Source organism: Rhodococcoides sp. S146-33 (assembly GCF_059489205.1).
The window spans coordinates 1,222,713-1,248,123 of sequence record NZ_JCAJWY010000002.1 but is presented as its reverse complement, the minus strand read 5'-3'; the positions used below and the strand labels follow the sequence as shown (position 1 = coordinate 1,248,123).

At 65.2% G+C, this 25,411-nt stretch carries 24 protein-coding genes; 1 reads left to right on the top strand and 23 read right to left on the bottom strand.

Annotation, left to right across the window (positions count from 1 at the left end; genetic code table 11):
* Nucleotides 1-85: 85 nt before the first annotated feature.
* From coaBC to AC5WEY_RS14335, 14 genes are all read right to left on the bottom strand, one after another.
* On the bottom strand, nt 86-1,366 hold the full coding sequence (gene coaBC / locus AC5WEY_RS14400; protein ID WP_495646574.1) for a bifunctional phosphopantothenoylcysteine decarboxylase/phosphopantothenate--cysteine ligase CoaBC: 1,281 nt from the start codon (nt 1,364-1,366) through the stop codon (nt 86-88).
* On the bottom strand, nt 1,363-1,668 hold the full coding sequence (rpoZ, locus tag AC5WEY_RS14395; protein WP_032377808.1) for a DNA-directed RNA polymerase subunit omega: 306 nt from the start codon (nt 1,666-1,668) through the stop codon (nt 1,363-1,365). The genes coaBC and rpoZ overlap by 4 nt, the downstream gene beginning before the upstream one ends.
* Nucleotides 1,669-1,740: 72 nt before the next feature.
* A complete protein-coding gene (gene gmk / locus AC5WEY_RS14390) occupies nt 1,741-2,301 on the bottom strand; it encodes a guanylate kinase (RefSeq protein ID WP_495646339.1) in 561 nt (186 codons plus the stop codon).
* 56 nt (nt 2,302-2,357) lie between these two features.
* Nucleotides 2,358-2,678: an integration host factor, actinobacterial type gene (gene mihF, locus AC5WEY_RS14385; protein ID WP_027496987.1), complete on the bottom strand. Its 321-nt coding sequence runs from the start codon at nt 2,676-2,678 to the stop codon at nt 2,358-2,360.
* Between the two features lie 208 nt (nt 2,679-2,886).
* The gene (pyrF, locus tag AC5WEY_RS14380; protein WP_495646338.1) at nt 2,887-3,717 is read right to left on the bottom strand and encodes an orotidine-5'-phosphate decarboxylase; all 831 of its coding nucleotides are present in this window, start codon (nt 3,715-3,717) and stop codon (nt 2,887-2,889) included.
* The gene (gene carB / locus AC5WEY_RS14375) at nt 3,714-7,055 is read right to left on the bottom strand and encodes a carbamoyl-phosphate synthase large subunit (protein ID WP_495646337.1); all 3,342 of its coding nucleotides are present in this window, start codon (nt 7,053-7,055) and stop codon (nt 3,714-3,716) included. Before carB ends, pyrF begins: the two co-directional genes overlap by 4 nt.
* Complete coding sequence (gene carA, locus AC5WEY_RS14370; RefSeq protein WP_057478668.1) at nt 7,055-8,185, bottom strand: glutamine-hydrolyzing carbamoyl-phosphate synthase small subunit; 1,131 nt, start codon at nt 8,183-8,185, stop codon at nt 7,055-7,057. Before carA ends, carB begins: the two co-directional genes overlap by 1 nt.
* Nucleotides 8,182-8,688 carry a PH-like domain-containing protein gene (locus AC5WEY_RS14365; RefSeq protein WP_057478667.1) on the bottom strand — a complete coding sequence of 169 codons (507 nt, stop codon included), beginning with the start codon at nt 8,686-8,688 and terminating at the stop codon, nt 8,182-8,184. Before AC5WEY_RS14365 ends, carA begins: the two co-directional genes overlap by 4 nt.
* 4 nt (nt 8,689-8,692) lie before the next feature.
* On the bottom strand, nt 8,693-10,009 hold the full coding sequence (locus AC5WEY_RS14360; protein ID WP_495646336.1) for a dihydroorotase: 1,317 nt from the start codon (nt 10,007-10,009) through the stop codon (nt 8,693-8,695).
* Complete coding sequence (locus AC5WEY_RS14355; RefSeq protein WP_495646335.1) at nt 10,006-10,947, bottom strand: aspartate carbamoyltransferase catalytic subunit; 942 nt, start codon at nt 10,945-10,947, stop codon at nt 10,006-10,008. Before AC5WEY_RS14355 ends, AC5WEY_RS14360 begins: the two co-directional genes overlap by 4 nt.
* Nucleotides 10,944-11,531 (bottom strand): bifunctional pyr operon transcriptional regulator/uracil phosphoribosyltransferase PyrR, encoded by a 588-nt coding sequence (pyrR, locus tag AC5WEY_RS14350; protein ID WP_094610444.1) that lies wholly within the window; start codon nt 11,529-11,531, stop codon nt 10,944-10,946. Before pyrR ends, AC5WEY_RS14355 begins: the two co-directional genes overlap by 4 nt.
* 117 nt (nt 11,532-11,648) lie before the next feature.
* Nucleotides 11,649-12,203 carry a transcription antitermination factor NusB gene (gene nusB / locus AC5WEY_RS14345; RefSeq protein ID WP_495646334.1) on the bottom strand — a complete coding sequence of 185 codons (555 nt, stop codon included), beginning with the start codon at nt 12,201-12,203 and terminating at the stop codon, nt 11,649-11,651.
* 1 nt (nt 12,204) lies between these two features.
* The gene (efp, locus tag AC5WEY_RS14340; RefSeq protein ID WP_057478662.1) at nt 12,205-12,768 is read right to left on the bottom strand and encodes an elongation factor P; all 564 of its coding nucleotides are present in this window, start codon (nt 12,766-12,768) and stop codon (nt 12,205-12,207) included.
* 76 nt (nt 12,769-12,844) lie between these two features.
* Nucleotides 12,845-13,948 (bottom strand): M24 family metallopeptidase, encoded by a 1,104-nt coding sequence (locus AC5WEY_RS14335; RefSeq protein WP_495646333.1) that lies wholly within the window; start codon nt 13,946-13,948, stop codon nt 12,845-12,847.
* Between the two features lie 106 nt (nt 13,949-14,054).
* Between AC5WEY_RS14335 and AC5WEY_RS14330 the strand changes: the two genes are divergently transcribed.
* Entirely contained in the window at nt 14,055-14,738 is a 684-nt protein-coding gene (locus AC5WEY_RS14330; RefSeq protein ID WP_495646332.1) for a B-4DMT family transporter, read from the top strand.
* A gap of 87 nt (nt 14,739-14,825) precedes the next feature.
* Here the strand turns inward: AC5WEY_RS14330 and aroB are convergent, their stop codons facing one another.
* From aroB to AC5WEY_RS14285, 9 genes are all read right to left on the bottom strand, one after another.
* Entirely contained in the window at nt 14,826-15,938 is a 1,113-nt protein-coding gene (gene aroB / locus AC5WEY_RS14325) for a 3-dehydroquinate synthase (protein WP_495646331.1), read from the bottom strand.
* Nucleotides 15,939-15,964: 26 nt separating this feature from the next.
* Nucleotides 15,965-16,504, bottom strand: coding sequence for a shikimate kinase (locus tag AC5WEY_RS14320; protein ID WP_495646330.1), 540 nt, complete (start codon nt 16,502-16,504; stop codon nt 15,965-15,967).
* Nucleotides 16,501-17,688 carry a chorismate synthase gene (gene aroC, locus AC5WEY_RS14315; protein WP_495646329.1) on the bottom strand — a complete coding sequence of 396 codons (1,188 nt, stop codon included), beginning with the start codon at nt 17,686-17,688 and terminating at the stop codon, nt 16,501-16,503. The genes AC5WEY_RS14320 and aroC overlap by 4 nt, the downstream gene beginning before the upstream one ends.
* A 12-nt stretch (nt 17,689-17,700) precedes the next feature.
* On the bottom strand, nt 17,701-18,273 hold the full coding sequence (locus AC5WEY_RS14310; RefSeq protein WP_495646328.1) for a prepilin peptidase: 573 nt from the start codon (nt 18,271-18,273) through the stop codon (nt 17,701-17,703).
* 159 nt (nt 18,274-18,432) lie between these two features.
* Nucleotides 18,433-19,245: a shikimate dehydrogenase gene (locus AC5WEY_RS14305; RefSeq protein ID WP_495646327.1), complete on the bottom strand. Its 813-nt coding sequence runs from the start codon at nt 19,243-19,245 to the stop codon at nt 18,433-18,435.
* Nucleotide 19,246: 1 nt separating this feature from the next.
* Complete coding sequence (locus tag AC5WEY_RS14300) at nt 19,247-20,683, bottom strand: endolytic transglycosylase MltG (protein ID WP_495646326.1); 1,437 nt, start codon at nt 20,681-20,683, stop codon at nt 19,247-19,249.
* Nucleotides 20,680-21,240 carry a Holliday junction resolvase RuvX gene (gene ruvX, locus AC5WEY_RS14295; protein ID WP_495646325.1) on the bottom strand — a complete coding sequence of 187 codons (561 nt, stop codon included), beginning with the start codon at nt 21,238-21,240 and terminating at the stop codon, nt 20,680-20,682. Before ruvX ends, AC5WEY_RS14300 begins: the two co-directional genes overlap by 4 nt.
* 5 nt (nt 21,241-21,245) lie before the next feature.
* Nucleotides 21,246-23,915, bottom strand: a complete 2,670-nt coding sequence (gene alaS, locus AC5WEY_RS14290) for an alanine--tRNA ligase (protein WP_495646324.1) — start codon at nt 23,913-23,915, stop codon at nt 21,246-21,248.
* Between the two features lie 42 nt (nt 23,916-23,957).
* The gene (locus tag AC5WEY_RS14285; protein WP_495646323.1) at nt 23,958-25,376 is read right to left on the bottom strand and encodes a replication-associated recombination protein A; all 1,419 of its coding nucleotides are present in this window, start codon (nt 25,374-25,376) and stop codon (nt 23,958-23,960) included.
* Nucleotides 25,377-25,411 lie beyond the last annotated feature (35 nt).

The window sequence follows — 25,411 nt, the reverse complement described above, 5'->3', positions numbered from 1 at the left end:
GAACATGGCAAACCTGATCTCTACGATCGATACGACACGTGTCCAGCACAGTATCCGGCACAACATCGCTCGTGCACCCTTGGCATCATCGCTGATTCGAACTCTGTCGGGGGCTCCTCGTATCGAGCATCTGAGCCACCGAATCCAGCACGCGGCTCGCGAGAAGCGCTTTGGAGCCCTCACCGAGCGCCGCCTCGGAACCGTCGGAACCGAGCAACCAGCCGTCGTTGTGGTCCACTTCGAATGCCTTGCCGTCACCGACGGCATTGACCACGAGCAGGTCGCAGCCCTTGCGCTCGAGCTTCGCCCGCGCGTACGTCAGCACATCGCCGTCGGCGTCGCCTGTCTCCGCGGCGAACCCGACGATGACGGTCGATGATTCGATGTCGCCGTCCCGTCGAGCAGCGACCAGGCCGGCGAGTATGTCGTCGTTGCGGATCAACGGGATCGACGACGGCTCGTTCGCACCCTTCTTGATCTTGCTGCCCGCGATCGACTCAGGACGGAAGTCGGCGACCGCGGCCGCCATCACCACCGCATCGACACCGACGGAAAGCTTGCGAACCGCGTCCTGCATGTCCGACGCCGTCTTGACGTGCACCACGTCGACGGCGGCGGGAGCGTGGAGGTCGCTGGTGTAGCCGGCAACCAACGTCACCTGGGCTCCGCGTTGAGCAGCCACTCGTGCCAGTGCAAATCCCTGCTTGCCCGAGCTTCGATTGCCCAGAAAACGGACCGGGTCGAGGGGCTCACGAGTACCGCCGGCAGACACCAGAACATGGCGTCCTTCGAGGTCCCGGGGCAGCGCGTCGGCACGCTCGGTCACGAGCATCGACAGCGCGAAGATCTCGTCCGGTTCCGGAAGCCGGCCAGAACCGGTGTCACGTCCGGTCAGTCGCCCCGACGCCGGTTCGATCACGTGTGTCCCGCGCGAGCGGAGAGTCGCGACGTTGGCGACCGTGGCCGGGTGCTCCCACATCTCGGTGTGCATCGCGGGAGCCAGCACCACCGGACACCGCGCGGTGAGCAGGGTGGCCGTCAGAAGATCGTCGGCACGTCCCCCGGCGATGCGAGCCATCAGGTCCGCGGTGGCGGGCGCGACGACGACGAGGTCCGCGTCCTGACCGAGGCGGACGTGCGGAACCTCCGGCACGTCCGCGAAGACCCCGGTGTGCACCGGCTGACCGGACAGCGCCTCGAACGTCGCGCGTCCGACGAACTCCAGGGCCGATGCGGTCGGAATCACCCGTACCTGATGCCCGCTCTCGGTGAAACTGCGGATGAGTGAACAACTCTTGTAGGCGGCGATACCTCCGCCGACTCCGACGACAACGTGCAAGTCAGATGTCCTCTGTGAGGTTCTTATTCGCCTTCGGTGTGCTCGAGAAGGTCCGCGTGGATCTCACGGAGAGCGATCGAGAGCGGCTTCTCCTGCAGACCCGGCTCGACCAGGGGTCCCACGTACTCGAGGATGCCGTCACCGAGCTGGTTGTAGTAGTCGTTGATCTGACGCGCCCGCTTGGCTGCGTAGATCACGAGTGCGTACTTGGACGAGGTGCGAGCGAGCAACTCGTCGATGGGTGGATTGGTGATGCCGAGCGGCGTGTCGTAGGCCGGCAGAGCGCTGCGTCCGTCGAAGTCGGAAACGGCCGCTGAAATGCTGCTCACTGATGATCTCCTGAAATTGCATCGTTGGTGCTACGAACTAGCTGGTCGGGGCTTCGTGCGCCGTGAAACTGGTCAACTGTTGCCGACCGACGACCTACCGACCAACAAGGATACCAACTGTTCGCACGAATGGTCGACATCGGTATTGACAACCACCGTGTCGAACTCGTCCTGAGCGGCCAGTTCCACCCGCGCGGTCTCCAATCGACGCTCGGTCGCAGCGCTCTCCTCGGTCGCACGACCGACCAACCGGGAGACCAGGTCTTCCCATGTGGGTGGAGCCATGAACACCAGCAGAGCCTCGGGCTTGGACACCCGCACGGCGCGGGCACCGGCCAGATCCAGCTCCAGCAGCACCGGGCTGCCCGCCTCGAGCGCGGCCTCCACGGGTGCGGCCGGAGTTCCGGACCGCTGCAGACCACCGTGAATACTTGCCCACTCGAGCAATTCGCCGTCGGCGATCATTCGATCGAACTCCTCGGACGACACGAAGTGATAATCCTGACCGTCCACCTCGCCCGGCCGTGGTGATCGCGTCGTGACCGACACACTGAAGACCAGTTCGGGCAACGCCGCGCGTACGAGCCGAACGACACTGGACTTGCCGACGCCGGAGGGGCCGGAGAGCACCACCAATCGACCCCGTTCGTTCGATGGTGCCGATGAAGTCGCAGCGTCATCCACTGTGGTCAGGCCTCGAAATCGAACTTCGTCAGCAGCGCTTTACGCTGCCGATCGCCGAGACCACGAAGTCGGCGGGTGGGAGCGATCTCCAACTCTGTCATCAGCTCCGCGGCCTTGACCTTGCCCACCTTGGGCAACGCCTCGAGCAACGCAGACACCTTCATCTTGCCGAGGATCTCGTCCGTCTCGGCGTCCTTCAGCACCTGCTTGAGATCGGTGCCGCCACGCTTGAGACGCTCCTTGAGTTCGGCGCGAGCCTTACGGGCGATAGCTGCCTTCTCGAGGGCGGCAGCTCGCTGCTCGGGGGTCAACTGGGGAAGGGCCACTGTGGTTCCTCCGTCTTCTCGTTCTGGGCGATACGACGCACACGATCACTCTCGGCACGTCGACCATCGGTGTTCGACTGCCACGTAGTGCAGCCATCGGCGCTCGGCAACGGCAGTCCGCACTGTTCGTCGGCAGCGCTAGCGACCGTACCGACGACTCGCGTTCACCGCTAACTCGCCCCCGAGTGCCGGAGCGCAGCAGCGTCGACTATGCGAGACCGGCTTCGATCTCGTCGCGCAGCCGCGTCGCGGCGTCACGCAATGCCGTCACCGACGGACCGGCCGCCAGCACACCTCGCGAGGAGTTGGGAAGCAACAGCTCACGCGAATCACGGAAGATGTCCGCGAGATCGGAGACCGTTGCACCCTGTGCGCCCAGACCCGGCGCGAGGATGGGACCGGTGTAATTCGAGAGGTCGAGGCCATGATCACGAGTGGCACCGACGACCAACCCCACGGTGTCGGCATCGGCGCGGTTACGCGTCGCCGCCGCGTCGACGATCGACTGCGCCACCGACCCGCCGTTCGACGTTGCCGCCTGTTGCAGGCCCGAGCCCTCCGCATTCGAGGTGCGGGCCAGCACGAACAACCCGCGCTGATGGCGCACTGCTCGCTCGACGGTCTCCCCCAGCGAATCGAAGCCCAGGTACGGCGACACCGTGACGGCATCCGACGACAAGGGCGACTCGGGCTCGAGCCATGCCTGCGCGTATGCATCCATCGTCGTGCCGATATCGCCGCGTTTGGCATCCGCAATCACCAGGGTGCCTGCGTCACGAAGCACACTGATAGTGCGTTCGAGCACTGCGTATCCCGCAGATCCGTACGCCTCGAAAAACGCCACCTGGGGCTTGACGATCGCCACTTCGCCGACGAACGCCTCGACACACAACTCGGCGAACACCTCGAGACCGTCGGCCGAGCGTGGCAATTCCCACGCCTCGAGCAGGGCCGGATGTGGATCGATACCGACGCACAGTCGACCGCGTGCCCCAACCGCCGAACGCAGCCGATCCGACCAACTCCGGTGATGACTCACGGCACAACCAATCCTTCCTTCAGCCCGGCATGCAGGTCCTGGAGCGACCGAACGCCGATTCCGCCGGCGATACCGGCCTCGATTCCCTGCACTGCCGCCGATGCACCCTGCACCGTGGTGATGCACGGAATGTTCTGTGCCACCGCTGCGCTACGAATCTCGTACCCGTCGACGCGGGGGCCGGAGTTGCCGTACGGGGTATTGATCACCATCGCAATATCGCCGGCCAGGATGCGGTCGACGATGGTCTGCTCACCCTCCGGCACATCCTCACCCGACTGCTTGTACACCTGCTCACACTTGATTCCGTTGCGCCGCAACACATCTGCGGTACCTTCGGTTGCCAGGACGGTGAATCCCAGATCTGCGAGCCGCTTCACCGGGAAGATCAACGACCGCTTGTCCTTGTTCGCCACCGATACGAACACCGCGCCGCTCGCGGGCAACGATCCGTATGCGGCGGTCTGGCTCTTGGCGAAGGCAGTACCGAAATCGAAGTCGATTCCCATCACCTCACCGGTGGACTTCATTTCCGGGCTGAGCAGAGTGTCGACTCCGGTGCCGTCGGCACGGCGGAACCTGTTGAACGGCAACACCGCTTCCTTGACGGCGATGGGTGCACCGGCCGGGACGGTGCCACCGTCTCCGGTCTCCGGCAGGATTCCCGCCGTCCGGAGTTCGGCGATGCTCTCGCCCAGCATCACTCGTGCACAGGCCTTCGCGAGCTGCACCGCAGTTGCCTTGGACACGAACGGCACAGTTCGGCTCGCACGAGGGTTGGCTTCGAGGACGTACAGAATGTCGTCCTTGAGCGCGTACTGCACGTTCAGCAGGCCCCGAACACCGATTCCCTTCGCGAGTGCCTCGGTGGACCGACGCACGTTCTCCAGGTCGGTCTTGCCGAGTGTGATGGGCGGCAGCGCACACGCGGAGTCTCCGGAGTGGATACCGGCCTCCTCGATGTGCTCCATGATGCCGCCGATGTACACCTCGGTGCCGTCACACAACGCGTCGACGTCGATCTCGACCGCATCTTCGAGAAAACGGTCGACCAGCACCGGGCGGTCGTCCGAGATCTCCGTCGCGTTGGAGATGTACGTCGCGAGTGACGCCTCGTCGTACACGATTTCCATCCCGCGTCCGCCGAGTACGTACGACGGGCGGACCAGTACCGGGTAGCCGATGCCCGACGCGATCTCACGGGCCCCGTCGAACGTTGTCGCGGTGCCGTATTTCGCTGCAGGCAATCCGGCTGCGTCGAGTACCTTGCCGAATTCACCCCGGTCCTCGGCGAGGTCGATGGCCTCGGGCGAGGTTCCGACGATCGGGACGCCTGCGGCCTTCAGTCGCTTGGCGAGTCCGAGTGGAGTCTGGCCGCCCAGCTGCACGATGACACCGCGCACCGTTCCCGAGGCGGCCTCGGCCCGGTAGACCTCGAGCACGTCCTCGAAGGTCAGCGGCTCGAAGTACAGGCGGTCTGCGGTGTCGTAGTCGGTGGAGACGGTCTCGGGGTTGCAGTTGACCATGACCGTCTCGTAGCCGGCCTCGGACAGCGTCAGCGCCGCGTGCACACAGCTGTAGTCGAACTCGATGCCCTGACCGATGCGGTTGGGACCGGATCCGAGGATCAGGACCTTGGGCCGGTCCGGTTGCGGGGCAACCTCGGTCTCGGCTTCGGGGTCGAGCTCGTAGGTGCCGTAGTGGTACGGGGTCTTGGCCTCGAACTCCGCCGCGCAGGTATCCACGGTCTTGTAGACCGGGTGCACTCCGAGCCGGTCGCGCAGCGCACGCACACCGTCCTCGCCGTCGAGTTCGGGTCGCAACGCGGCGATCTGACGGTCGGACAGCCCGTGGTACTTGGCCTGGCGCAACAGCGCCTCGTCGAATTCGGCCGCCTCGCGGACCTGGACGCCGAGCTCGTGGATCTGTTGGAACTGATCCAGGAACCAGGGGTCGATCTTGGTCGCATCGAAGAGCTGCTCGAGAGTGGCACCGAGCGCGAACGCCTTCTCGATCCCGTACATCCGGCCATCCTGAGGAACCGACAGGTCCTTCAGCAAGGCCTCCAGACTCTCGGCCTCCACCTCCGGCCCGGTCCAGTATCCCGCCCGCTTGGTTTCGAGTGAGCGCATCACCTTGCCGAATGCCTCGGTGAAGTTGCGGCCGATCGACATCGCCTCACCGACGGACTTCATCGTCGTGGTCAACGTGCCGTCCGCACCGGGGAACTTCTCGAACGCGAATCTCGGTGCCTTGACGACCACGTAGTCCAGCGTCGGCTCGAAGCACGCCGGGGTTTCCTTGGTGATGTCGTTGATGATTTCGTCGAGGGTGTATCCGATGGCCAGCTTGGCGGCCATCTTCGCGATCGGGTAACCGGTCGCCTTCGACGCCAGCGCCGACGAGCGCGACACACGAGGGTTCATCTCGATGACGACGAGCCGTCCGTCCGCCGGATCCATCGCGAACTGGATGTTGCAGCCGCCGGTGTCGACGCCCACCTCGCGCAGGATGTCGATCGAGAGATCGCGCATCTTCTGGTACTCGCGGTCGGTCAGCGTCATGGCCGGGGCAACGGTCACGGAGTCGCCGGTGTGCACGCCGACGGGGTCCACGTTCTCGATGGAACAGACGATGACCACGTTGTCGCGGCCGTCGCGCATGAGCTCGAGCTCGTATTCCTTCCAGCCGAGGATGGACTCCTCGATCAGGACGTTCGCCGTCGGTGACGCTGCCAGTCCGCCACCGGCGATTCGGGTCAGGTCCTGGTCGTTGTAGGCCAGTCCGGATCCCAGACCGCCCATGGTGAACGACGGCCGCACGACGACAGGGAACCCGAGCTCGGCGACGGTCTCGCGCACTTCGTCCATCGTGTAACAGACGGCCGACTTCGCGGACTCGCCACCGACCTTGGCAACGATGTCCTTGAACTTCTGCCGGTCCTCGCCGCGCTGGATCGCGTCGAAATCGGCACCGATCAGCTCGACACCGTATTTCGTGAGAATGCCCTGATCATGCAGTGCAACAGCAGCATTGAGCGCCGTCTGGCCACCGAGGGTGGCGAGCACGGCCTGGATGGGGTGCCCCTGCTCGGCCTCGCGGGCGAAGATCTTCTCGATGAACTCCGCCGTGATGGGCTCGACGTAGGTGGCGTCGGCGAACTCGGGGTCGGTCATGATGGTCGCCGGGTTGGAGTTGACGAGGCTGACGCGGAGCCCTTCCTCGCGAAGCACTCGGCAGGCCTGGGTGCCGGAGTAGTCGAACTCGCAGGCCTGACCGATGACGATCGGGCCGGATCCGATGACCAGGACGTGGTTCAGGTCTGTGCGGCGTGGCATTACTTCTTCTCCTGAAGGACGCTGGTGAAACGGTCGAAGAGGTAGGCGGCGTCGTGCGGACCGGCCGCGGCCTCGGGGTGGTACTGCACGGAGAAGGCGCTACCGCCGATCAGCTCGACGCCTTCGACGGTGCCGTCGTTGGCGCAGGTGTGGCTGATCCGAGCACGACCGAAGTCGGTGTCGAACTCCTCGCCTGCTTCGCCTTCGAGTGCGAATCCGTGGTTCTGTGCGGTGATCGCGATGCGGCCGGTGGTGTGCTCGATCACCGGGATGTTCATGCCGCGGTGGCCGAACTTCATCTTGTAGGTGCCACGGCCGAGAGCCCGTCCGAAGATCTGGTTGCCGAAGCAGATCCCGAAGAGCGGCAGCTCCCGTTCGAGAACCTGCCTGGTCAGCGCGACGCTGGTGTCGGCTGTGGCGGGGTCGCCCGGTCCGTTGGACAGGAAGACACCATCCGGGTTCAGGTCCAGAACCTGGTCGAAGGTAGTGCTCGACGGCACCACGTGCACTCGGATACCGCGCTCGGCGAACATCCGGGGAGTGTTTGTCTTGATACCGAGATCGACTGCGACGACCGTGAATCGAGCCTCACCGGTCGGCTCGATTGTGTACCCGGCTCCAGTGGTGACTTCACCGGCGAGATCGGCACCGAGCATGGACGGCTGACCGTTCACCTGCTCCAGCATCTCCTCCGCAGTGCCGAGCGCGTCGCCCGAGAACACTCCCGCCCGCATGGAGCCGCGGGTGCGCAGGTGCCGGACCAGAGCGCGCGTGTCGATTCCAGCGATGCCCACCACGTTCTGGGCCTCGAGCTGATCCTGCAGAGTTCCGGTCGAACGCCAACTCGACGTGCGGCGTGCCGGATCTCGGACGACGTAGCCGGCCACCCAGATCTTGTTGGGATCCTGTGCGCTGGCGGCTTCACCGTCCTCTTGGTTCCAGCCGGTGTTGCCGATCTGCGGCGCGGTCGCGACGACGATCTGTCGGTGGTAGCTCGGGTCGGTGAGTGTCTCCTGGTATCCGGTCATTCCGGTGCAGAACACGGCCTCGCCGAGGGTGCGCCCCTGTGCGCCGAATGTGGTGCCGCGGAATGTCCGGCCGTCCTCCAGAACAAGAACTGCGCTGCTCACGCGGTTTCCTCCTTGGTTTCTCCGGTGAAACTCTCTGTCCACACCGGGTAGATCTGCTTGTCGTCGGCTCGAAAGCCGGTGTCAATCTCGGTCCCCGTCGGCAATTCCCAGCGGATCACGAGGAGACCGTCCTTGGTCATGACCTTCCCCGCAAGTCCGCGTTCGGTTCGGATCGCGCGGATCGAGTGGGTCGGAATCCAGATGGGAGATTCGCCGTCCCGATCGAGAAGGATCCCCTTCTCGTGTCGCGACAGCTCCCCGGTCGCGCGGTGGCCGATGTCGCCGACGGCGATACGGTCCTGCCAGCTCGGCGCGATGGTACTGCCGACGTACAGGCCGGTGGCCGGCTCGATGTGCGTGGCACCCAGATCCTGGGGCACTGAGGGGAATTCGCCGATTCGCTCTTCCTGACGCTTCTGCCGTCCTCGCCAACCCCAGAAGATCAGCGCGATCATCAACGCCCAGAACAGGATGAATCCGATGACGATGAGAACTCTGTCCACGGCTCTACTCCCCTGCCCTGTTCGTCACGACTCCGCCGTGGACGGTGATTCGTCCGCGTAACACCGTCGTGGTCACCTTCGAGGAGAAGGTCATGTCCTCGAACGGCGTGTTGTGCGCGACGCTGGCCAATTTCTTGCCCGATACCGTCCAGCTCGCGTCCGGATCGACCACGGTGAGGTTGGCGATCTCGCCCACCTCGATCGGCCGGCCCTGGTCGGACAGCCCGACGATCTGCGCGGGACGCTCGCTCATCACTCTGGCGACGCCACGCCAGTCGAGTAGGCCGGGCGTCACCATCGTGTCGACCACGATGGACAGAGCGGTCTCGAGTCCGAGCATGCCGGGACGGGCAATCGAGAATTCACAGCATTTGTCCTGCTCGGCGTGAGGCGCGTGATCGGTTGCCACACAATCGATCACACCGTCAGCGAGGCCTCGACGGAGGGCGTCGACATCGGACTTCTCGCGCAGCGGCGGGTTCACCTTGTTGATCGCGTCGTACGTCTCGAGGCGCGAATCGTCCAGCAGAAGATGATGCGGGGTGACCTCGGCGGTGATCTTGATCCCCTGTCCGCGTGCCCACTTCATCAACTCGACGGTGCCGGCGGTGGACGCATGGCAGATGTGCACCCGCGCACCGGCGTCTCGGGCCAGCAGGGCGTCCCGTGCGACGATCGATTCCTCGGCCGCACGCGGCCAACCGGCCAGTCCGAGCCGTGCAGCAGTAGGCCCCTCGTGCGCGACGGCACCGACTGTGAGCCGTGGCTCCTCGGCGTGCTGAGCGATGAGCACACCGAGCGAACTCGAGTACTCCAACGCCCGACGCATGATCAGTGGATCGTCGACGCAGTGGCCGTCGTCCGAGAACATCTTCACTCGGCCGATTCCCGCTGCCATCGTGGCCATCTCGGCGAGTTGCTTGCCCTTGAGGCCGACGGTGATCGCACCGACCGGGTGGACGTCGACGAGGCCGACTTCCTGTCCCCGACGCCAGACGTGGTCGGTCACGACCACCGAGTCGGCAACCGGATCGGTGTTGGCCATGGCGAACACCGCGGTATAACCGCCGAGAGCCGCAGCTGCCGAACCGGATTCGATCGTCTCGGTGTCTTCACGGCCCGGCTCGCGCAGATGCGTGTGCATGTCGACGAATCCGGGCAGCAGAATGTGCCCGCGGGCGTCGATCACCTGCGCGTCGTCGGCATCGAGGTCGGCACCGATCGCGGCGATTTCCTCGCCGGTGATCAGCACGTCGGTTTCGGAGCCCTCGCCGTACAGCAGCACGCCCCGCAACAGCACCGAGGAGGTGGATGCGGTCATGAGGCACCCCCGCCCGAACCGACCAGCAATCGGAACAGCACCGCCATCCGCACGTGAACTCCATTCGTAACCTGTTGCAAGACTGCAGTTTTGGGAGAGTCCGCGACCGAGGATGCAATCTCCATACCGCGCAGCATCGGACCGGGGTGCAGCACGACGGCATGATCGGGCAGCAGCTCCAGTCGGCGCTGCGAGAGCCCGTACGTGATGGAGTACTCCCGAGCCGAGGGGAAGAACCCGCCGTTCATTCGTTCCGCCTGCACGCGCAGCATCAGCACAGCATCCAACCCGGGCAGTTCGGCGTCGATGTCGTGTGACACCCGCACCGGCCAGCCGGACACACCAACGGGAAGCAGAGTCGGTGGCGCGATCAGCACCACCTCGGCACCGAGCTTGGCCAGCAGGATCGCATTCGACCGCGCCACCCGGCTGTGCAGAATGTCGCCGACGATCGCGACTCGTCGGCCGGCGATGGTGCCCAGACGTTGACGAACCGTCAGCGCGTCGAGCAGGGCTTGGGTGGGATGTTCGTGCGTACCGTCGCCCGCGTTGATCACCGCGGGGCCAGCGCCTTGATTTGCGGTCCACTGAGCTATTTGGTGGGCAGCACCCGATGCTGGGTGTCGAACGATGAGGGCGTCGGCTCCAGCAGCCCGCAACGTCATCGCGGTATCGCGGAGCGACTCCCCCTTCGACACCGATGAACTGCTGGCACTGACGTTGATGACGTCGGCACTCATCCACTTGCCGGCCACCTCGAACGAGACGCGAGTGCGCGTGGAGTTCTCGAAGAAGACCGTCATGATGGTGCGTCCGCGCAGCGTCGGCAGCTTCTTGACTTCGCGTCCGAGCAGCGCTTGCTCGAAGCGTTCGGCTTCGTCGAGGAGTTCGGTGGCCGAGTCGACGGTGAGATCGGCGACCGAGAGAAGGTGCTTCATCGCGCCGATCCCCCCTCGGACAGGCTGACACCGTCGCGGCCGTCGTGTTCGGAGAGCAGCACCGACACGTCCTCGGTGCGCGCAGTGGGCACGTTCTTGCCCACGTAATCCGCCCGAAGCGGGAGCTCGCGGTGCCCGCGGTCGATGAGAACCGCCAGCTGCACGGCGCGCGGTCGACCGAGATCGCGTAGTGCGTCGAGCGCGGAGCGAACTGTTCTGCCCGAGAACAGGACGTCGTCGACCAGCACGACCAACGCGTCGTCGACACCGCCGACCGGGACCGACGTCCTCTCCAGCGGACGGTGCGGCTTGTTGCGAAGATCGTCGCGGTACAGGGTGATGTCGAGAGAACCCAGCGGGGGTCGGACGCCGGAGAATGCCTCGATGCGTTCGGCGAGGCGCTCGGCCAGAGTGGTGCCGCGAGTGGGAATGCCCAGGAGGACGACGCGAGGTGAATCTGCGGCGTCGAGGGCCGTCTTCTCGATGATCTGATGGGCCATGCGGGAGATGGTTCGTCCCACATCGGCCGAGGACAGCAATTCGCGAACAGCAGAGTTCGCAGACGAGCTTTCGGGCGCAGGCAAACTACGACCTCCTTCTCCGCCTCTCTGGACGGATCGTTAAAGGATGTCTGACATGAAACTGCGTAGAGCCTAGCAACGCTCTGCGAACCACACCTACCAGGCTCGCAGAGCGTTCGGTCACTGTTCGGCGTCGACCGGCGTCTCGGCGGTGGCTTCGGCCTGTGTACGGCTCGAGACCGCCGCTGCCGCCGCGCGTACCTGAGGCGCGACCAGAACGATCTGACCGAGCACACCGTTGACGAAGCCGGGCGAATCGTCGGTGGACAACTGCTTGGCCAGCTCGACGGCCTCGTCGACGGCGACGACGGGAGGCACGTCGGTGGCATGGAACAGCTCCCAGACGGCGATCCGAAGGATGGCCCGGTCGACTGCAGGAAGACGCGTCAGCGTCCAATCCTTGAGGTGATCGGCAATCACTCCGTCGAGGCGATCCAAGTTCTCCGCCACACCCTCGACCAACGTCGAGGTGTACTCGCTGACCGGCGCGATGGTGTCGTCGCCGCGCGCGAGTTCGATGCGCTCGGCGGCCAGGTTCACCGGGTCTACGTTGCGCGCCTCTGCCTCGAACAAGAAATCCACCGCACGCTTGCGGGCCTTGTGACGCGCGCCCAGCTTCTTGGCACCGGGGGCACCGCTCTGCGCGCCGGAGGATGCCGACTTCTTCGATGACACGTTAGGAGTTCACACGCCCGAGGTAGTTGCCGTCACGCGAGTCGACCTTGAGCTTGTCGCCGGTGTTGATGAACAGCGGCACCGAGATCTCGGCTCCGGTCTCCATCGTGGCAGGCTTGGTGCCACCGGTGGAGCGGTCGCCCTGCAGGCCGGGATCGGTGTGCTTGACCACGAGCTCGACGGTGACGGGAAGCTCGACGTAGAGCGGTACGCCTTCGTGCATGGCGACCTGGACGCGCAGGTTCTCGAGCAGGAATCGCGCACCGTCACCGACCGTGGCCTCACCGATCGAGAGCTGGTCGTAGGTGTCGGCGTCCATGAACACGTAGTCGCTGCCGTCGTGGTACAGGTAGGTCATGTCGCGGCGGTCGACCGTTGCGGTCTCGACCTTCACACCGGCGTTGAACGTCTTGTCGACGACCTTGCCCGAGAGCACGTTCTTGAGCTTGGTCCGCACGAAGGCAGGCCCCTTGCCGGGCTTGACGTGCTGGAATTCGATGATCGACCACAGTTGGTTCTCCAGGTTGAGAACCAGTCCGTTCTTGAAATCGCTGGTGGAAGCCACTTGCTTCGCGTCTCCTCAATCGTTTGTGCGCGTGACGCGCCGTCGGTCAGGTGCGGGATTTGCTCCCGCCCGCGCGCTAGACGGACGTGAGTTCCTTGCTTGTCAGGGTGAGCAGTTCCGGACCCCCGTCGCGAACGACGAGTGTGTCCTCGATCCGAACGCCGCCGCGACCGGAGAAGTAGACACCCGGCTCGACGGTGACCGCTGCACCGCTCAGCAGTGTACCGGTGCTCGTCTTCGCGATTCCGGGCGCTTCGTGAATTTCCAAGCCGACGCCGTGACCGAGGCCGTGCAAGAAGTACTCGCCGTAGCCGGCGTCGTCGATGACCGAGCGTGACGCCGCGTCGACCGAAGCTGTGTTCACCCCGGGTGCCAGCGCCTCTCGCCCGGCCGTCTGCGACCGTTGCACCAACTCGTACAGGTCGCGCTGCCACTGCGCCGGACTCCCGATCACGAAGGTCCGGGTCATGTCCGAGTGGTACCCGCCCACGAGCGCACCGAAGTCCAGCTTCACGAAGTCACCCACGGCCAACACCGCATCCGTCGGGCGGTGATGCGGCACTGCGGAATTGACCCCGGCAGCCACGATCGTCTCGAACGAGATCGCATCGGCACCGTGGTCGAGCATCGCGGATTCCAGTTCGCGGGCCACCTCACGCTCGGTTCTCCCGGCGCGGATGCTGCCTCCGCTCAGCAATCGGGCAAGCGCATCGTCGGCGGCGCGGCACGCATCGCGGAGCAATCCCACCTCGAACTCGTCCTTGACCATGCGCAACGACTCGACCACACCCGGTGCCCGCACCAATTCGACGCGCCCGTCCAACTCTGCCCAGGCCCGATGAGCATCGACCGTCACCACGTGACTCTCGAACCCGATACGGCCACCACGACCCGACACCCCTGATCGGAGGAGGTGTATCGCCGACGCGCGATCGATCTCCGCACGGAGATCCGGCACCTGCTCCGCGACCTGGGTGACATACCGACCGTCGGTGCAGATCACGGTCTCGTTCTCACCGTGGCTCGAATCCGCCGCCGAGACCAGCAGCGCCGCATTCGAACCGGTGAAGCCGGTCAGATAACGCACGTTCAGCAAGTCGGTGATCAACATCGAATCGAGGCCGTCGGCGGCCAACAGTTCACGCAGGGCGCCGCGACGGGCACCGAAATCAGCAGGCATGCGCTCGACATTACTGCTCGCCCCTGGCACCTCTGCCCGGACGCGTCGGACTCGAACTTTGTGGGCCCTGCCACACGAACGGCGACGTGCGGATATGCTGTGCCGCATGACTGGGTGGGCAGTGCGTGGCATAGGTATGGGATTGATCAACGCCGTCGTTCGATTGCTGCTGGGGGCGGCAGTATCGATGTGGCCGCTGAGCGGCTCGGCGTTGCGATGGGTGGCGTACGCCCTCGTGGTCCTCGTGATCGTGGTCTGGGCGGGAATCGACGGAGTCCGTGATCGTCGTAATCATCCTGATCCCGACGACGGCCAGGACCTCACGATGGTGTGGCTCAAGGCCGCGGCGGTCGCAGGACTGCTCGCTGGACTTCTCAGTTGGATCATCGACTTCTTCGTCGACTTCAGCCTCGGTCAGAACGGTCTGATCTTCGAGCTCACCTCGGGCGCAGCATTCACCATTCTCACCATCTTCATCGTGGCCAGCATTGCGGTGTTCGTCGGTCGGTTGATCGTCAACCGCGAAGCGAAGAAGAAGCTGGCGACGTCCGACGCCGACCGTGCCCACGACCGCGAGCTGGTCAAGGCAGGCAGCGCGGAACGCGCCGGGTCGAGTCGCGACACGCGATCGCAAGCAGAACCCACGCGCTCCGAACCGACACGCTCCGAACCGCAGTGGGCCGCCGAGCACGGCGAAGCCGACACGGAGGTGTTCTCGGCAGTGGACGCCGACGGAAAGCCCCGAATGGACAAGCGCGGCAACCGTCACGGCAGCGCCGACGGTTCCTGACTCCGGCCACAGACACACGGGCGGTGAGCGACGCATGACGCGTCACTCACCGCCCGTTCTCATCTCCTCCGGAACAGGAGCCGATCCTCACAGCATGATCGCGGACCCACCGGTCGCCGGGGCCTCGCGACCGACCGCGGAGAATGCGGCAACGAGCAGAGCTGGATCGGGACCCTCCAGCCGTCCCGGCTTGGCCAGACCGTCCAGGACGACGAACCGCAACAGTCCGGCCCGATTCTTCTTGTCCGTCTGCATGCCCTTCAGCAGGTCCCCGAACGCGTGCTCGTCGTAGGTGACCGGCAATCCGACCGATTCGAGAATCGAGCGATGCCTGTCGGCCGTGGTGTCGTCCAGACGACCGGCAAGCCGTCCGAGCTCGGCAGCGAACACCAGACCGACCGATACTGCTGCACCGTGGCGCCACCGATACTGTTCACGCCGTTCGATGGCGTGCGCGAGCGTGTGGCCGTAATTGAGGATCTCGCGAAGATTCGATTCGCGCAGATCGGCAGCCACGACCTTCGCCTTGACCTCGACAGATCGCTTGATCAACTCCGGTAGAACGTCACCGGTCGGATCCAACGCAGCCGCCGGATCGGCCTCGATCATGTCGAGAATCGTTGGATCGGCGATGAAACCGGTCTTGATCACCTCGGCCATGCCCGAGACGATTTCGTTCTTGGGTACGGTTTCGAGCGTAGCGAGGTCGATCAGCACGGCAGCCGGTTCGTGGAAGGACCCCACGAGGTTCTTACCGGCGTCGGTGTTGATGCCCGTCTTGCCGCCGACGGCCGCGTCGACCATGGCCAGCAGCGTCGTCGGGACGTGCACGATACGCACGCCGCGCATCCACGTTGCCGCCACGAACCCGGCCAGGTCGGTCGCAGCTCCGCCGCCCAGGCTGACGATGGCGTCGCTACGAGTGAGACCGATTCGGCCCAACACCTCCCAGCAGAATCCCGCCACGGCGAGGTCCTTACCGTCCTCGGCATCCGGAATCTCGATCCTGTGTGCGTCGATGCCCTTCTCCGCCAACGCCGCTCGTACGGCCTCGGCCGTCTCGGCCAGCGGTGGCTGGTGAAAAATCGCCACAGTGGCAGTTCCGGCGAGTTCGTCGACGAGATCGGTCAACAAACCTCGACCGATGATCACCGGATACGGACTGGCTGTCTCGACCTGGACGCGCACTGGCTCTGTCATCGAATCACCTTCATCTACTGGGGGTTTTACTCGTTCACGTTGCGCGGGGGTACCGGTGCGATCGCGGTCAATTTGGAGACCAGCTGGCCCACCACTCGGGCAGGGCTACGACTGTCGGTGCGCACCCGCACAGTGGCCACCGAACGGTACAGGGGCCGCCGGTGACGCATCAGTTCCTGATATTTCGCGCGGGGGTCGGGACCGGCAAGGAGCGGCCTCACCGTGTTGGCCCCGGTCCGCCGAAGCCCCTCTGCCACACTGATTTCCAGGTAGACAACCGTGTGCTTCGACAGCAGGGCGCGGGTGGAACCAGAGAGCACTGCACCGCCGCCGAGGGAGACGATGCCGTCGTGCGAGGCAAGCGCGCCCGCCACGATGCGTTCCTCGATCTGCCGGAAAACCGGCTCTCCGTCGTGGGAGAAGATATCGGCAATTGTGCGACCGGTATCGCGTTCGATGGCCACATCGGTGTCGAACAAATCGAGGTTCAACGCTTGGGCGAGCCTTCTGCCGATGGTCGACTTACCTGCACCCGGCGGTCCGACGAGGACCGCGTACGGGGTCATCGTGGAGGTCGGGCGGCGGTGCCCTTCACGTAGTGGTCGACGTTGCTCGTCGTCTCCGCCAGCGAGTCTCCACCGAACTTCTCCAGCGCTGCCTGCGCGATCACGAGAGCAACCATTGTCTCCGCCACGACTCCGGCGGCCGGGACAGCGCACACGTCCGAGCGCTGATGAATGGCCACCGCTTCGTCACCGGTCGACATGTCCACCGTCGAGAGAGCACGGGGAACAGTGGAGATGGGCTTCATCGCGGCACGAACCCGCAGAGCCTCACCGTTGGTCATCCCACCTTCGATCCCGCCCGCCCGGTTCGTCGAGCGCAGAACTCCGTCGGGACCCGGTTTGATCTCGTCGTGGGCGACGCTGCCGCGCCGCCGTGCGGTCTCGAAACCGTCGCCGACCTCGACACCCTTGATCGCCTGGATGCCCATCAGCGCAGCGGCCAGCCTCGCGTCGAGCTTGCGTTCACCCGAGACGAACGACCCGAGGCCGACCGGAAGGCCGTGCACCACGACCTCGACGATGCCGCCGAGAGTGTCGCCGTCCTTCTTCGCCGCTTCGATCTCGGCGATCATGGACTCCTCGGCGGCCTTGTCGAAGGCTCGCACCGGTGACGCGTCGATGGCATCGATGTCCGCGCCTGCAGGCGGCGGGCCGACGTAGGGATCCGAGCCACCGATGGAGATGACATGCGAGACGACGTCGACGCCGAACGCTTGCTTCAGAAACAGCCGCGCGACCGTTCCGATGGCAACCCGGGCAGCGGTCTCGCGCGCGCTTGCGCGCTCGAGAACCGGGCGCGCGTCATCGAAGCCGTACTTGAGCATCCCGGAGAAGTCGGCATGCCCGGGGCGCGGGCGGGTCAGCGGGGAGTTGCGCGCGAGATCGGCAAGCACGGTCTCGTCGACGGGGTCGGCCGACATCACCTGTTCCCACTTCGGCCACTCGGTGTTTCCGACCTCGATCGCGACGGGCCCGCCCATCGTGCGGCCGTGCCGTACACCGCCGGTGAGCGTTACTTTGTCCGCTTCGAACTTCATTCGAGCACCGCGGCCGTAACCGAGGCGACGGCGAGCGAGTTGGGAGGCAATATCGTCCGAGGTCACCTCGACTCCCGCGACCATTCCTTCGAGAATGGCGACGAGAGCGGGTCCGTGGGATTCTCCGGCAGTTATCCAGCGCAGCACTCGAACATCTTTTCACGTCAGGCATGCCGCGGATGCCAGCAGGGTCGCCGCGCACATGGACGGACCGTGCGCGATGCGCGCTCGTGGGCGTCCGAGGACCAGGGCAACCGAACCCACCGCGGCCGTCGTAAGTGGTGCAGCCAGCGCCGCGATCACCCACCCCTCCCCGCCGCCGAGGGCTGCGATCGAACCCACCGACCATGCCAGCTTCACGTCTCCGGCACCGAAAGCCGACGGCGCGAGAAGGTGCACGACGAGATAGATCGCGAACAGCAGGGCTCCCCCGAGCACCGCATGAGCCGATCCGCTCGACACGAGCGCCGTTGTCACCACCAGCGCACCCGAGATCGTCAGTTCGTTCGGTAACCGGCAACAGCGTAGGTCGACGGTGCTGAGCGCCACGAACCACAATGTCAACAAGCAGAACAGGACCATGTGCGTGGAACTGCCGAATCGACACCACACCCAGCCGGTGCCCACCGCGGACAACAGCGGAACATATCGCGGATCCCAGCGCGCCAAGCCGGAGCGCATGGCTACCCCGGCAACGGCACCTACTATGCACGCAACACTCAGACCCAACATGGTCCGAAGGGTTGCATCGCATCAGGGGCCGCCCGTGGGGAAACGCCTGGCCGAAGATTGCCCTGTGGACAACTCGGTACCTGTGGACAACTCGGTACCTGTGGACAACTCGGTACCTGGGGACAACGCGTTGCCTGTGGACGGGTCGGTCGGTGATGCTCAGTCGGTGCTGGTCAATGCAGCACGCATGACTTCCCGGGGCGCCGGTCGGCCGGTGAATTGCTCGACCTGCCCGAACGCCTGCTCGAGCAGCATCGCCAAGCCCCCGACGACAGTCCCCCCGGCCGTTTCTACCGCAGCTGCCAGCGGTGTCGGCCAGGGATCGTAGATGGCATCGAGCACCAACGGTGCCTGTGCGAGATCCGTCGCGATGTCGGCGGCTCCGGCGGCGGGAACAGTGCTGACCAGGACTGCGGACGCACCCGCGACAGCGGCCAGACGGGAGTCGGACACGTGCACGAACTCCACGCGCAGGCCCGCGGCCGCAGCGCAGTCGAGAGTGTCCTTCGCTCGGTCGGCCGAACGTGCGACGACGGTGACGGACGCCGCACCGAGACCGGCCAGTGCAACGATCGCCGGTCGCGAGGTTCCCCCTGCTCCGACCACCGTGACTGCGCTCCCGGTCAGGTCGAGCACCCCGGCCCCGCGGAGGGCACCGACGATGCCGTCCACGTCTGTACAGTCCGCACGCCAGCCTGACTCGGAGCGCACCAAAGTATTCGCCGAGCCGGCCAACACAGCGCGTTCGGTGCGCTCGCCGGCGTAGTTCAGGGCTGCAACCTTGCCCGGCATCGTGACCGAGACGCCCACCCATTCCGGACCGAAAGCGTCCAGCATGCCGGGCAACTGCTCACCGGTGCACTCGATCCGGTCGTATGTCCAATCGTCGAGACCGAGTGCGCGGTACGCGGCGCGGTGCAACAGCGGCGACTTGGAATGTTCGACGGGACTACCGAGTACTGCGGCCCGCACGTCAGCGTCCGCTGTCGAGGAAGCCGGGCTCGACTTTCCCGATGTTCGCGAGGTGTTCCTCGTAGCTGCGTGTGAACAGCGTTTCACCCGCCTGGTTGATGGTCACGAAGTACAACCAGTCACCGTCGGCCGGTGCTTCGACGGCCTGCACGGCACCGATGCTCGGCGAGGAAATCGGGGTTGCCGGCAGGCCCTCGCTCGCATAGGTGTTCCACGGAGTGACGCGTGCCCGATCGGCGTCGGTGGTGGCCACCTCGGTCGTGTCGAGCGAATAGTTGACCGTCGAGTCGAACTCGAGCTTCTGCGGCAGCGCGAGCCGGTTCAGAATCACCCGGGCCACCTTGCTGAAATCTTGCGGTAGTGACTCCCGCTCGACGAGGGATGCGGCCACCAGAGTGTCGTAGGGAGTGAGTCCGGAGTTGGTGCCCGCGGTGAGAATTCCGGTGTCCTCGTAGCGGGTGGCACTCTCGGACACCAGCTGTTTCAGGATGTCGGCGGGTGCGGCACTGGGGTCGAAATCCCAGGTTCCTGCGGCGATCAGGCCCTCGAGCTGACGATCCCGGTCCGGAACGCCCTCGACCCGGTCGGTGGCCCAGTCGGGAACACCCAATGCGGCCGGGTCGTCCACCGCTCCCGCTGCGTTGAGGTCGTCGTAGCTCGAGCAGACGGGCGTGCCGCTGCCCGTTCTGTCCACGCAGCTCGCTTCGGAGATCAGGGTGTAGATGCCCTTCTTGACGGCACCGGTGTTGACGTCGCGTGCGTCGTGCAGCTGACGTCCCTCCGAGATGACCATGTTTCCCACCCGGGAGGCGGGATCGACCAGTTCACTTACTGCTCGCTGGGCAGGCACGTTACTGGTGAGGAGATAGAAGCCCGGCTGGACCGAGGTGATGGCGTTGTTCGCGATAGCGGCTTCGAGGAATGCTCCCGAGCTTGCGACGACACCCTTGTCCGCTGCCTCGGTGCCGATCTGTTGGGCGGTGTCGTTGGGATGCACCTGGATGACCACACCGTCACCCGACGAACCGGCCGCGAAGTCAGCGTTCGGGATCGTGCGATTGCTGAATTTGTTCACTGCGAAATACCCCCCGCCTGCCACCGCGACAACGAGCAGCAGCCCGAGCACCGCCGCCACGACCCGGCCACGGCGCTTACGTGTGGACGCGGCCCGTTCCTGACGGTTCGCGGCCCGACGGCGTCCGGTCTCCCGCGGTGCCGCTTCGCTGTCCGAATCCGTGTGCGGGGCCCGGACACCCTCGCGCTCTGCGCCTGCTGCCGGCGTCGGGTGCGGTTCACGTCGTTGCGGCGGGTGCGGACGGCTGTTCATACGGCGATCGAAATCGCTGCCCTCGTCCACGCGATACCCGATCGGATCGGTGTGCGCCTCGTCGGAGCGCGCCTGTCGCCGGTCCCGATCGAAGGACCCATGGTTGTTCACTCGTCGACCTCCGTCGATCCTGAATTGATCCCCGTGTCATCCGAGACCGCGCGAACGGTAGCACTGCGATTCGGCAGGGCACGACGTTCGTCGAGCCACCCCTGCAAGATCGCCACCGCCGCCGCCTGGTCGATCACCGACCTCTGATTCTTGGCCCGCACCCCGCTGTCCCGTAGGGCACGTGACGCACTCACCGTAGTCAGTCGCTCGTCGGCCATCCGAATCGGTACGCCGCCCAACCGTCTGTGCAATGACCGTCCGAATTTCTCGGCAGCATCGACGGCGCTTCCGCGCTCACCACGCAGTGTGCGGGGCAGGCCGATCACGATCTCGACGGCGTCGTACTCGGCCACGATTTCCGCGACGCGTACGACGTCCGGGGCATCGGGCCCCTTGATCTTCGATCGCGGCACCGTTTCGACCGGCGTTGCAAGTACTCCGTCGGGATCGCTCGACGCAATTCCGATCCGAACGCTGCCGACGTCGATGCCGATACGCCGACCCCGGCCGGGATCGTCCACACCGGGCCGATCGGGGCCACGCCCCTGGTTGGCCATGATCGTCAGTGGGTCGTCAGTTCGGACAGGCGAGCGCGGGCCGCGTCGATACCGGCGGTGATTCCGGCGACGTCCGATCCCGAGCCCTGTGCCAGTTCCGGCTTACCGCCACCCCGGCCCCCGATGCTCGGGCCGAACGCTCCCACCAGATCACCGGCGGCAATCCCGACATCCTGCGCAGCCTTGTTGGTCGAGACCACGAACGGGACCTTGCCGCCGACCGTGCCGAACAGCACCACCACGGCTGGATCCGTACCGAGCCGCCCTCGAATGTCGGTCACCAGAGTGCGTAGGTCGTTGCCGCCGACACCGTCGGGTGCCTGCGCAACGACGGCCCGAACGTCACCGAATCGTTCGGCCCGGCCGACATACTCACCGGCCGAGGCCAGTACAGCTGCGGCCTTGACCGACTCGAGTTCCTTCTCGGCAACCCGAAGCCGCTCGAGGAGATTCTCGATACGCGCCGGCACCTCCTCGGACGGAACCTTCAACGACGACGCGACACCGGCCAGCAGAGCGCGTTCCTTCGCGAGGTAGCGGTACGAATCGAGGCCGACGAAGGCTTCGACGCGGCGCACACCCGACCCGACCGAAGACTCACCGAGAATGGTGACCGGGCCGATCTGCGACGAGTGCTCCACATGGGTGCCACCGCACAGTTCCATCGAGAACGGCCCACCGATCTCGACCACACGCACTTCGTCGCCGTAATTCTCGCCGAACAGCGCCATCGCGCCCATCTTCTTGGCACTGTCGAGGTCGGTCACCAGCGTGTTGACAGCGAAGTCCGAGCCGACCGCGTCGTTCGCGACGTTCTCGATGTCGTCGCGTTGCGCTTCCGAGAGTGCGCCCTGCCACGAGAAGTCGAATCGCAGGTACCCGGGCTTGTTGAGCGAACCGGCCTGAGTGGCGTTCGGCCCGAGGACCTGCCGCAGGGCTGCGTGCACCATGTGCGTGCCCGAGTGGCCCTGAGTAGCACCCTTGCGCCACGCGTGGTCCACGTCGACGTGGACGATGTCGCCTTCGGTGATCTGACCCGACTCGACCACGGACTTGTGCGTCCAGACCTTCTTGGCGATCTTCTGCACGTCGTTGACTTTGACATCGAGGCCGGGAGCGGTGATGGTGCCGATGTCGGCGATCTGTCCACCGGACTCCGCGTAGAGCGGGCTGCGGTCGAGGATGATCTCGATGCTCTCGCCCGCAACTGCCGTCGGAACCCGAACGCCGTTCGAGATCAGCGCCAATACCGTTGCTTCGGAACCGAGTTCGTCGAAACCGGTGAATTCGGTTGGCGAACCGTCGACGAAATCGCGATAGACCGTGAGGTCGGTGTGTGCATGCTTTCGGGCACGGGCGTCGTCCTTGGCCCGATTACGCTGTTCGGCCATCAAGGACCGGAAACCGTCCTCGTCGACCGACAGGCCCGCCTCGGCGGCCATCTCGAGCGTCAGGTCGATCGGGAAGCCGTAGGTGTCGTGCAGAGCAAATGCTTCGGCACCGCCGATCTTCTTGGCGCCCGACGCCTTGACGGCCTCCGCTGCACCCTCGAACAGTCGCGAACCCGAGGTGAGGGTCTTGAGAAACGCCGTCTCCTCCCCCACGGCGACGGTCAGGATGCGGTCGAAATCGGTGACCAGGTTGGGGTACGACTCCGCCATCGTGTCGCGGACGACGGTGACGAACTGCGCCATCGTCTCGTCCGGCGCACCGAGCAGGCGCGCCGAGCGCACGATCCGGCGCAGCAGCCGACGCAGCACGTAGCCGCGACCGTCGTTGCCGGGATTGACTCCATCGGAGATGAGCAGCGCGGCGGTACGTGCGTGGTCGGCAATGACACGGAACCGCACGTCGTCGTCGTGGTTACTGCCGTACCTGCGTCCCGAGAGTTCCTCGGCCTTGGCGATCACAGGACGAACGAGGTCGGTCTCGTAGACGTTGTCGACACCCTGCAGCAGAAACGCGACGCGCTCGACGCCCATGCCGGTGTCGATGTTCTTCTTCGGCAGCGGGCCGAGAATCTCGAAGTCGTCCTTGCTGATTCCCTGACCGCGTTCGTTCTGCATGAACACGAGATTCCAGATCTCGATGTAGCGGTCCTCGTCCGCCTCCGGGCCACCCTCGGCGCCGAACTCGGGCCCACGGTCGTAGTAGATCTCCGAGCACGGGCCACAGGGCCCCGGAATGCCCATGGACCAGTAATTGTCGGCCATTCCGCGCCGCTGGATACGCTCGTCGGGCAGCCCGGCGATTTCCTTCCAGAGTTCGATCGCCTCGTCGTCGTCGAGATATGCAGTGGCCCAGATGCGTTCGGGGTCGAACCCGTAACCACCGTCGTCCACGCTGCCTGTCAACAACGACCAGGCGTGCGTGATCGCGTCGCGCTTGAAGTAGTCGCCGAACGAGAAGTTTCCGGCCATCTGGAAGAACGTGTTGTGCCGGGTGGTGATGCCCACGTTCTCGATGTCGAGGGTGCGCACGCATTTCTGGACACTCGTGGCGGTGTTGTACGGCGGTGTCTGCTGGCCGAGGAAGAACGGCACGAACGGAACCATGCCCGCATTGACGAATAGCAGGTTGGGATCGTCGAGAATCAACGACGCACTGGGTACTTCGGTGTGTCCCGCCTTCACGAAATGGTCGAGGAAACGCCTGCGGATCTCATGGGTCTGCACTGATACAGGTTAGCGTCCGAGCCCCTGTGCCGACTCGAGGGCCTATCGGCCTCGAACGATCCGCCGTAGTTTGCCCACCCTGGTCGCAATTTCACGCTCGGCACCGTGCTCGGTGGGCTCGTAGTAGTTCACCCCCACCAATTCGTCCGGTGGATACTGCTGACCGAGGACGCCGCCGGGACTGCTGTGGGGGTACTTGTATCCGACCGCGTTGCCCAGACCCTGCGCACCCTTGTAATGGCCGTCGCGAAGATGCGGAGGTACCGATCCGGATTTTCCCGCGGCGACGTCGGCCATGGCCGCACCGAGGGCCGCGATCACCGCGCCCGACTTCGGAGCGGTGGCCAGGTGGATCGTCGCCTGAGCGAGCGCCAACCGCGCCTCGGGCATACCGATCATCTGGACGGCGTTCGCCGCGGCCGTCGCCGTCTGCAGAGCCGTCGGATCGGCCATTCCGATGTCCTCGCTGGCATGGACCACCAACCGTCGGGCGATGAACCGCGCGTCCTCGCCCGCAGTGATCATGCGCGCCAGGTAGTGCAGTGCTGCATCGACATCCGATCCTCTGATCGACTTGATGAATGCGCTGATGACGTCGTAGTGCTGGTCGCCGTCGCGGTCGTATCGCACCGCAGCCTTGTCCACACTGGCTTCGACGGTCGCCAGATCCAACACACCATCGGTCGCCGCACCAGCCGCCGCCTCCAGGGCCGTCAATGCCCTGCGCGCGTCTCCGGCCGCGAGCCGTACGAGATGGTCCATCGCGTCCTCGGCAATGGTCACAGCCCCGTCCAGACCACGGGGGTCGTTGGCCGCGCGGGTCAACAACAATTCGATGTCCTCGGTACCCAACGGCTGCAACTGCAACACCAGCGACCGCGACAGCAGCGGTGAGACCACCGAGAACGACGGGTTCTCGGTGGTCGCAGCCACCAACAACACGATCCGATTCTCGACGGCGGCGAGCAGCGCGTCCTGCTGCGTCTTGGAGAAGCGGTGCACCTCGTCGATGAACAGCACGGTCTGTTCACCGGACAACAGCCGGCGTCGAGCGAGTTCGATGACGTTGCGCACTTCCTTGACGCCTGCCGACAGGGCCGACAACGCCTCGAATTTGCGTCCGGTGGCCCCGGAAATCAACGACGCGAGCGTCGTCTTCCCGGTTCCCGGCGGACCGTAGAGCATCACCGACGACGCACCCGATCCCTCGACGAGCCGACGCAACGGTGCGCCGGGAGCCAACAGGTGAGATTGCCCGACCACCTCGTCGAGCGTCGTCGGACGCATCCTCACGGCCAGCGGCGCGTCGGGCCTGACGAAGGTCGAGGTCGGCCGGGACTCGGCACTCGTCGCCTCGGCATCAACCGGGTCGGACGATGCCGGGGTATCGAAGAGACCGTCACCGGATTCATAGTTCGAGACGCCACTGCCCGACACGTCACTTCCGAAGCCGCCACTCACCGGTCGAACGCTACCGAGTGCGTCGGCGCGAATGC

What these genes read in the sequence shown, in the direction of transcription:
- carB (WP_495646337.1), bottom strand. Translation starts at nt 7,055, where the DNA reads ATGCCACGCCGCACAGACCTGAACCACGTCCTGGTCATCGGATCCGGC.
- AC5WEY_RS14355 (WP_495646335.1), bottom strand. Translation starts at nt 10,947, where the DNA reads ATGAAGCACCTTCTCTCGGTCGCCGATCTCACCGTCGACTCGGCCACC.
- ruvX (WP_495646325.1), bottom strand. Translation starts at nt 21,240, where the DNA reads ATGGCCAACCAGGGGCGTGGCCCCGATCGGCCCGGTGTGGACGATCCC.
- AC5WEY_RS14320 (WP_495646330.1), bottom strand. Translation starts at nt 16,504, where the DNA reads ATGACCCCGTACGCGGTCCTCGTCGGACCGCCGGGTGCAGGTAAGTCG.
- AC5WEY_RS14360 (WP_495646336.1), bottom strand. Translation starts at nt 10,009, where the DNA reads ATGACCGCATCCACCTCCTCGGTGCTGTTGCGGGGCGTGCTGCTGTAC.
- AC5WEY_RS14330 (WP_495646332.1), top strand. Translation starts at nt 14,055, where the DNA reads ATGACTGGGTGGGCAGTGCGTGGCATAGGTATGGGATTGATCAACGCC.
- aroB (WP_495646331.1), bottom strand. Translation starts at nt 15,938, where the DNA reads ATGACAGAGCCAGTGCGCGTCCAGGTCGAGACAGCCAGTCCGTATCCG.
- AC5WEY_RS14335 (WP_495646333.1), bottom strand. Translation starts at nt 13,948, where the DNA reads ATGCCTGCTGATTTCGGTGCCCGTCGCGGCGCCCTGCGTGAACTGTTG.
- AC5WEY_RS14310 (WP_495646328.1), bottom strand. Translation starts at nt 18,273, where the DNA reads ATGTTGGGTCTGAGTGTTGCGTGCATAGTAGGTGCCGTTGCCGGGGTA.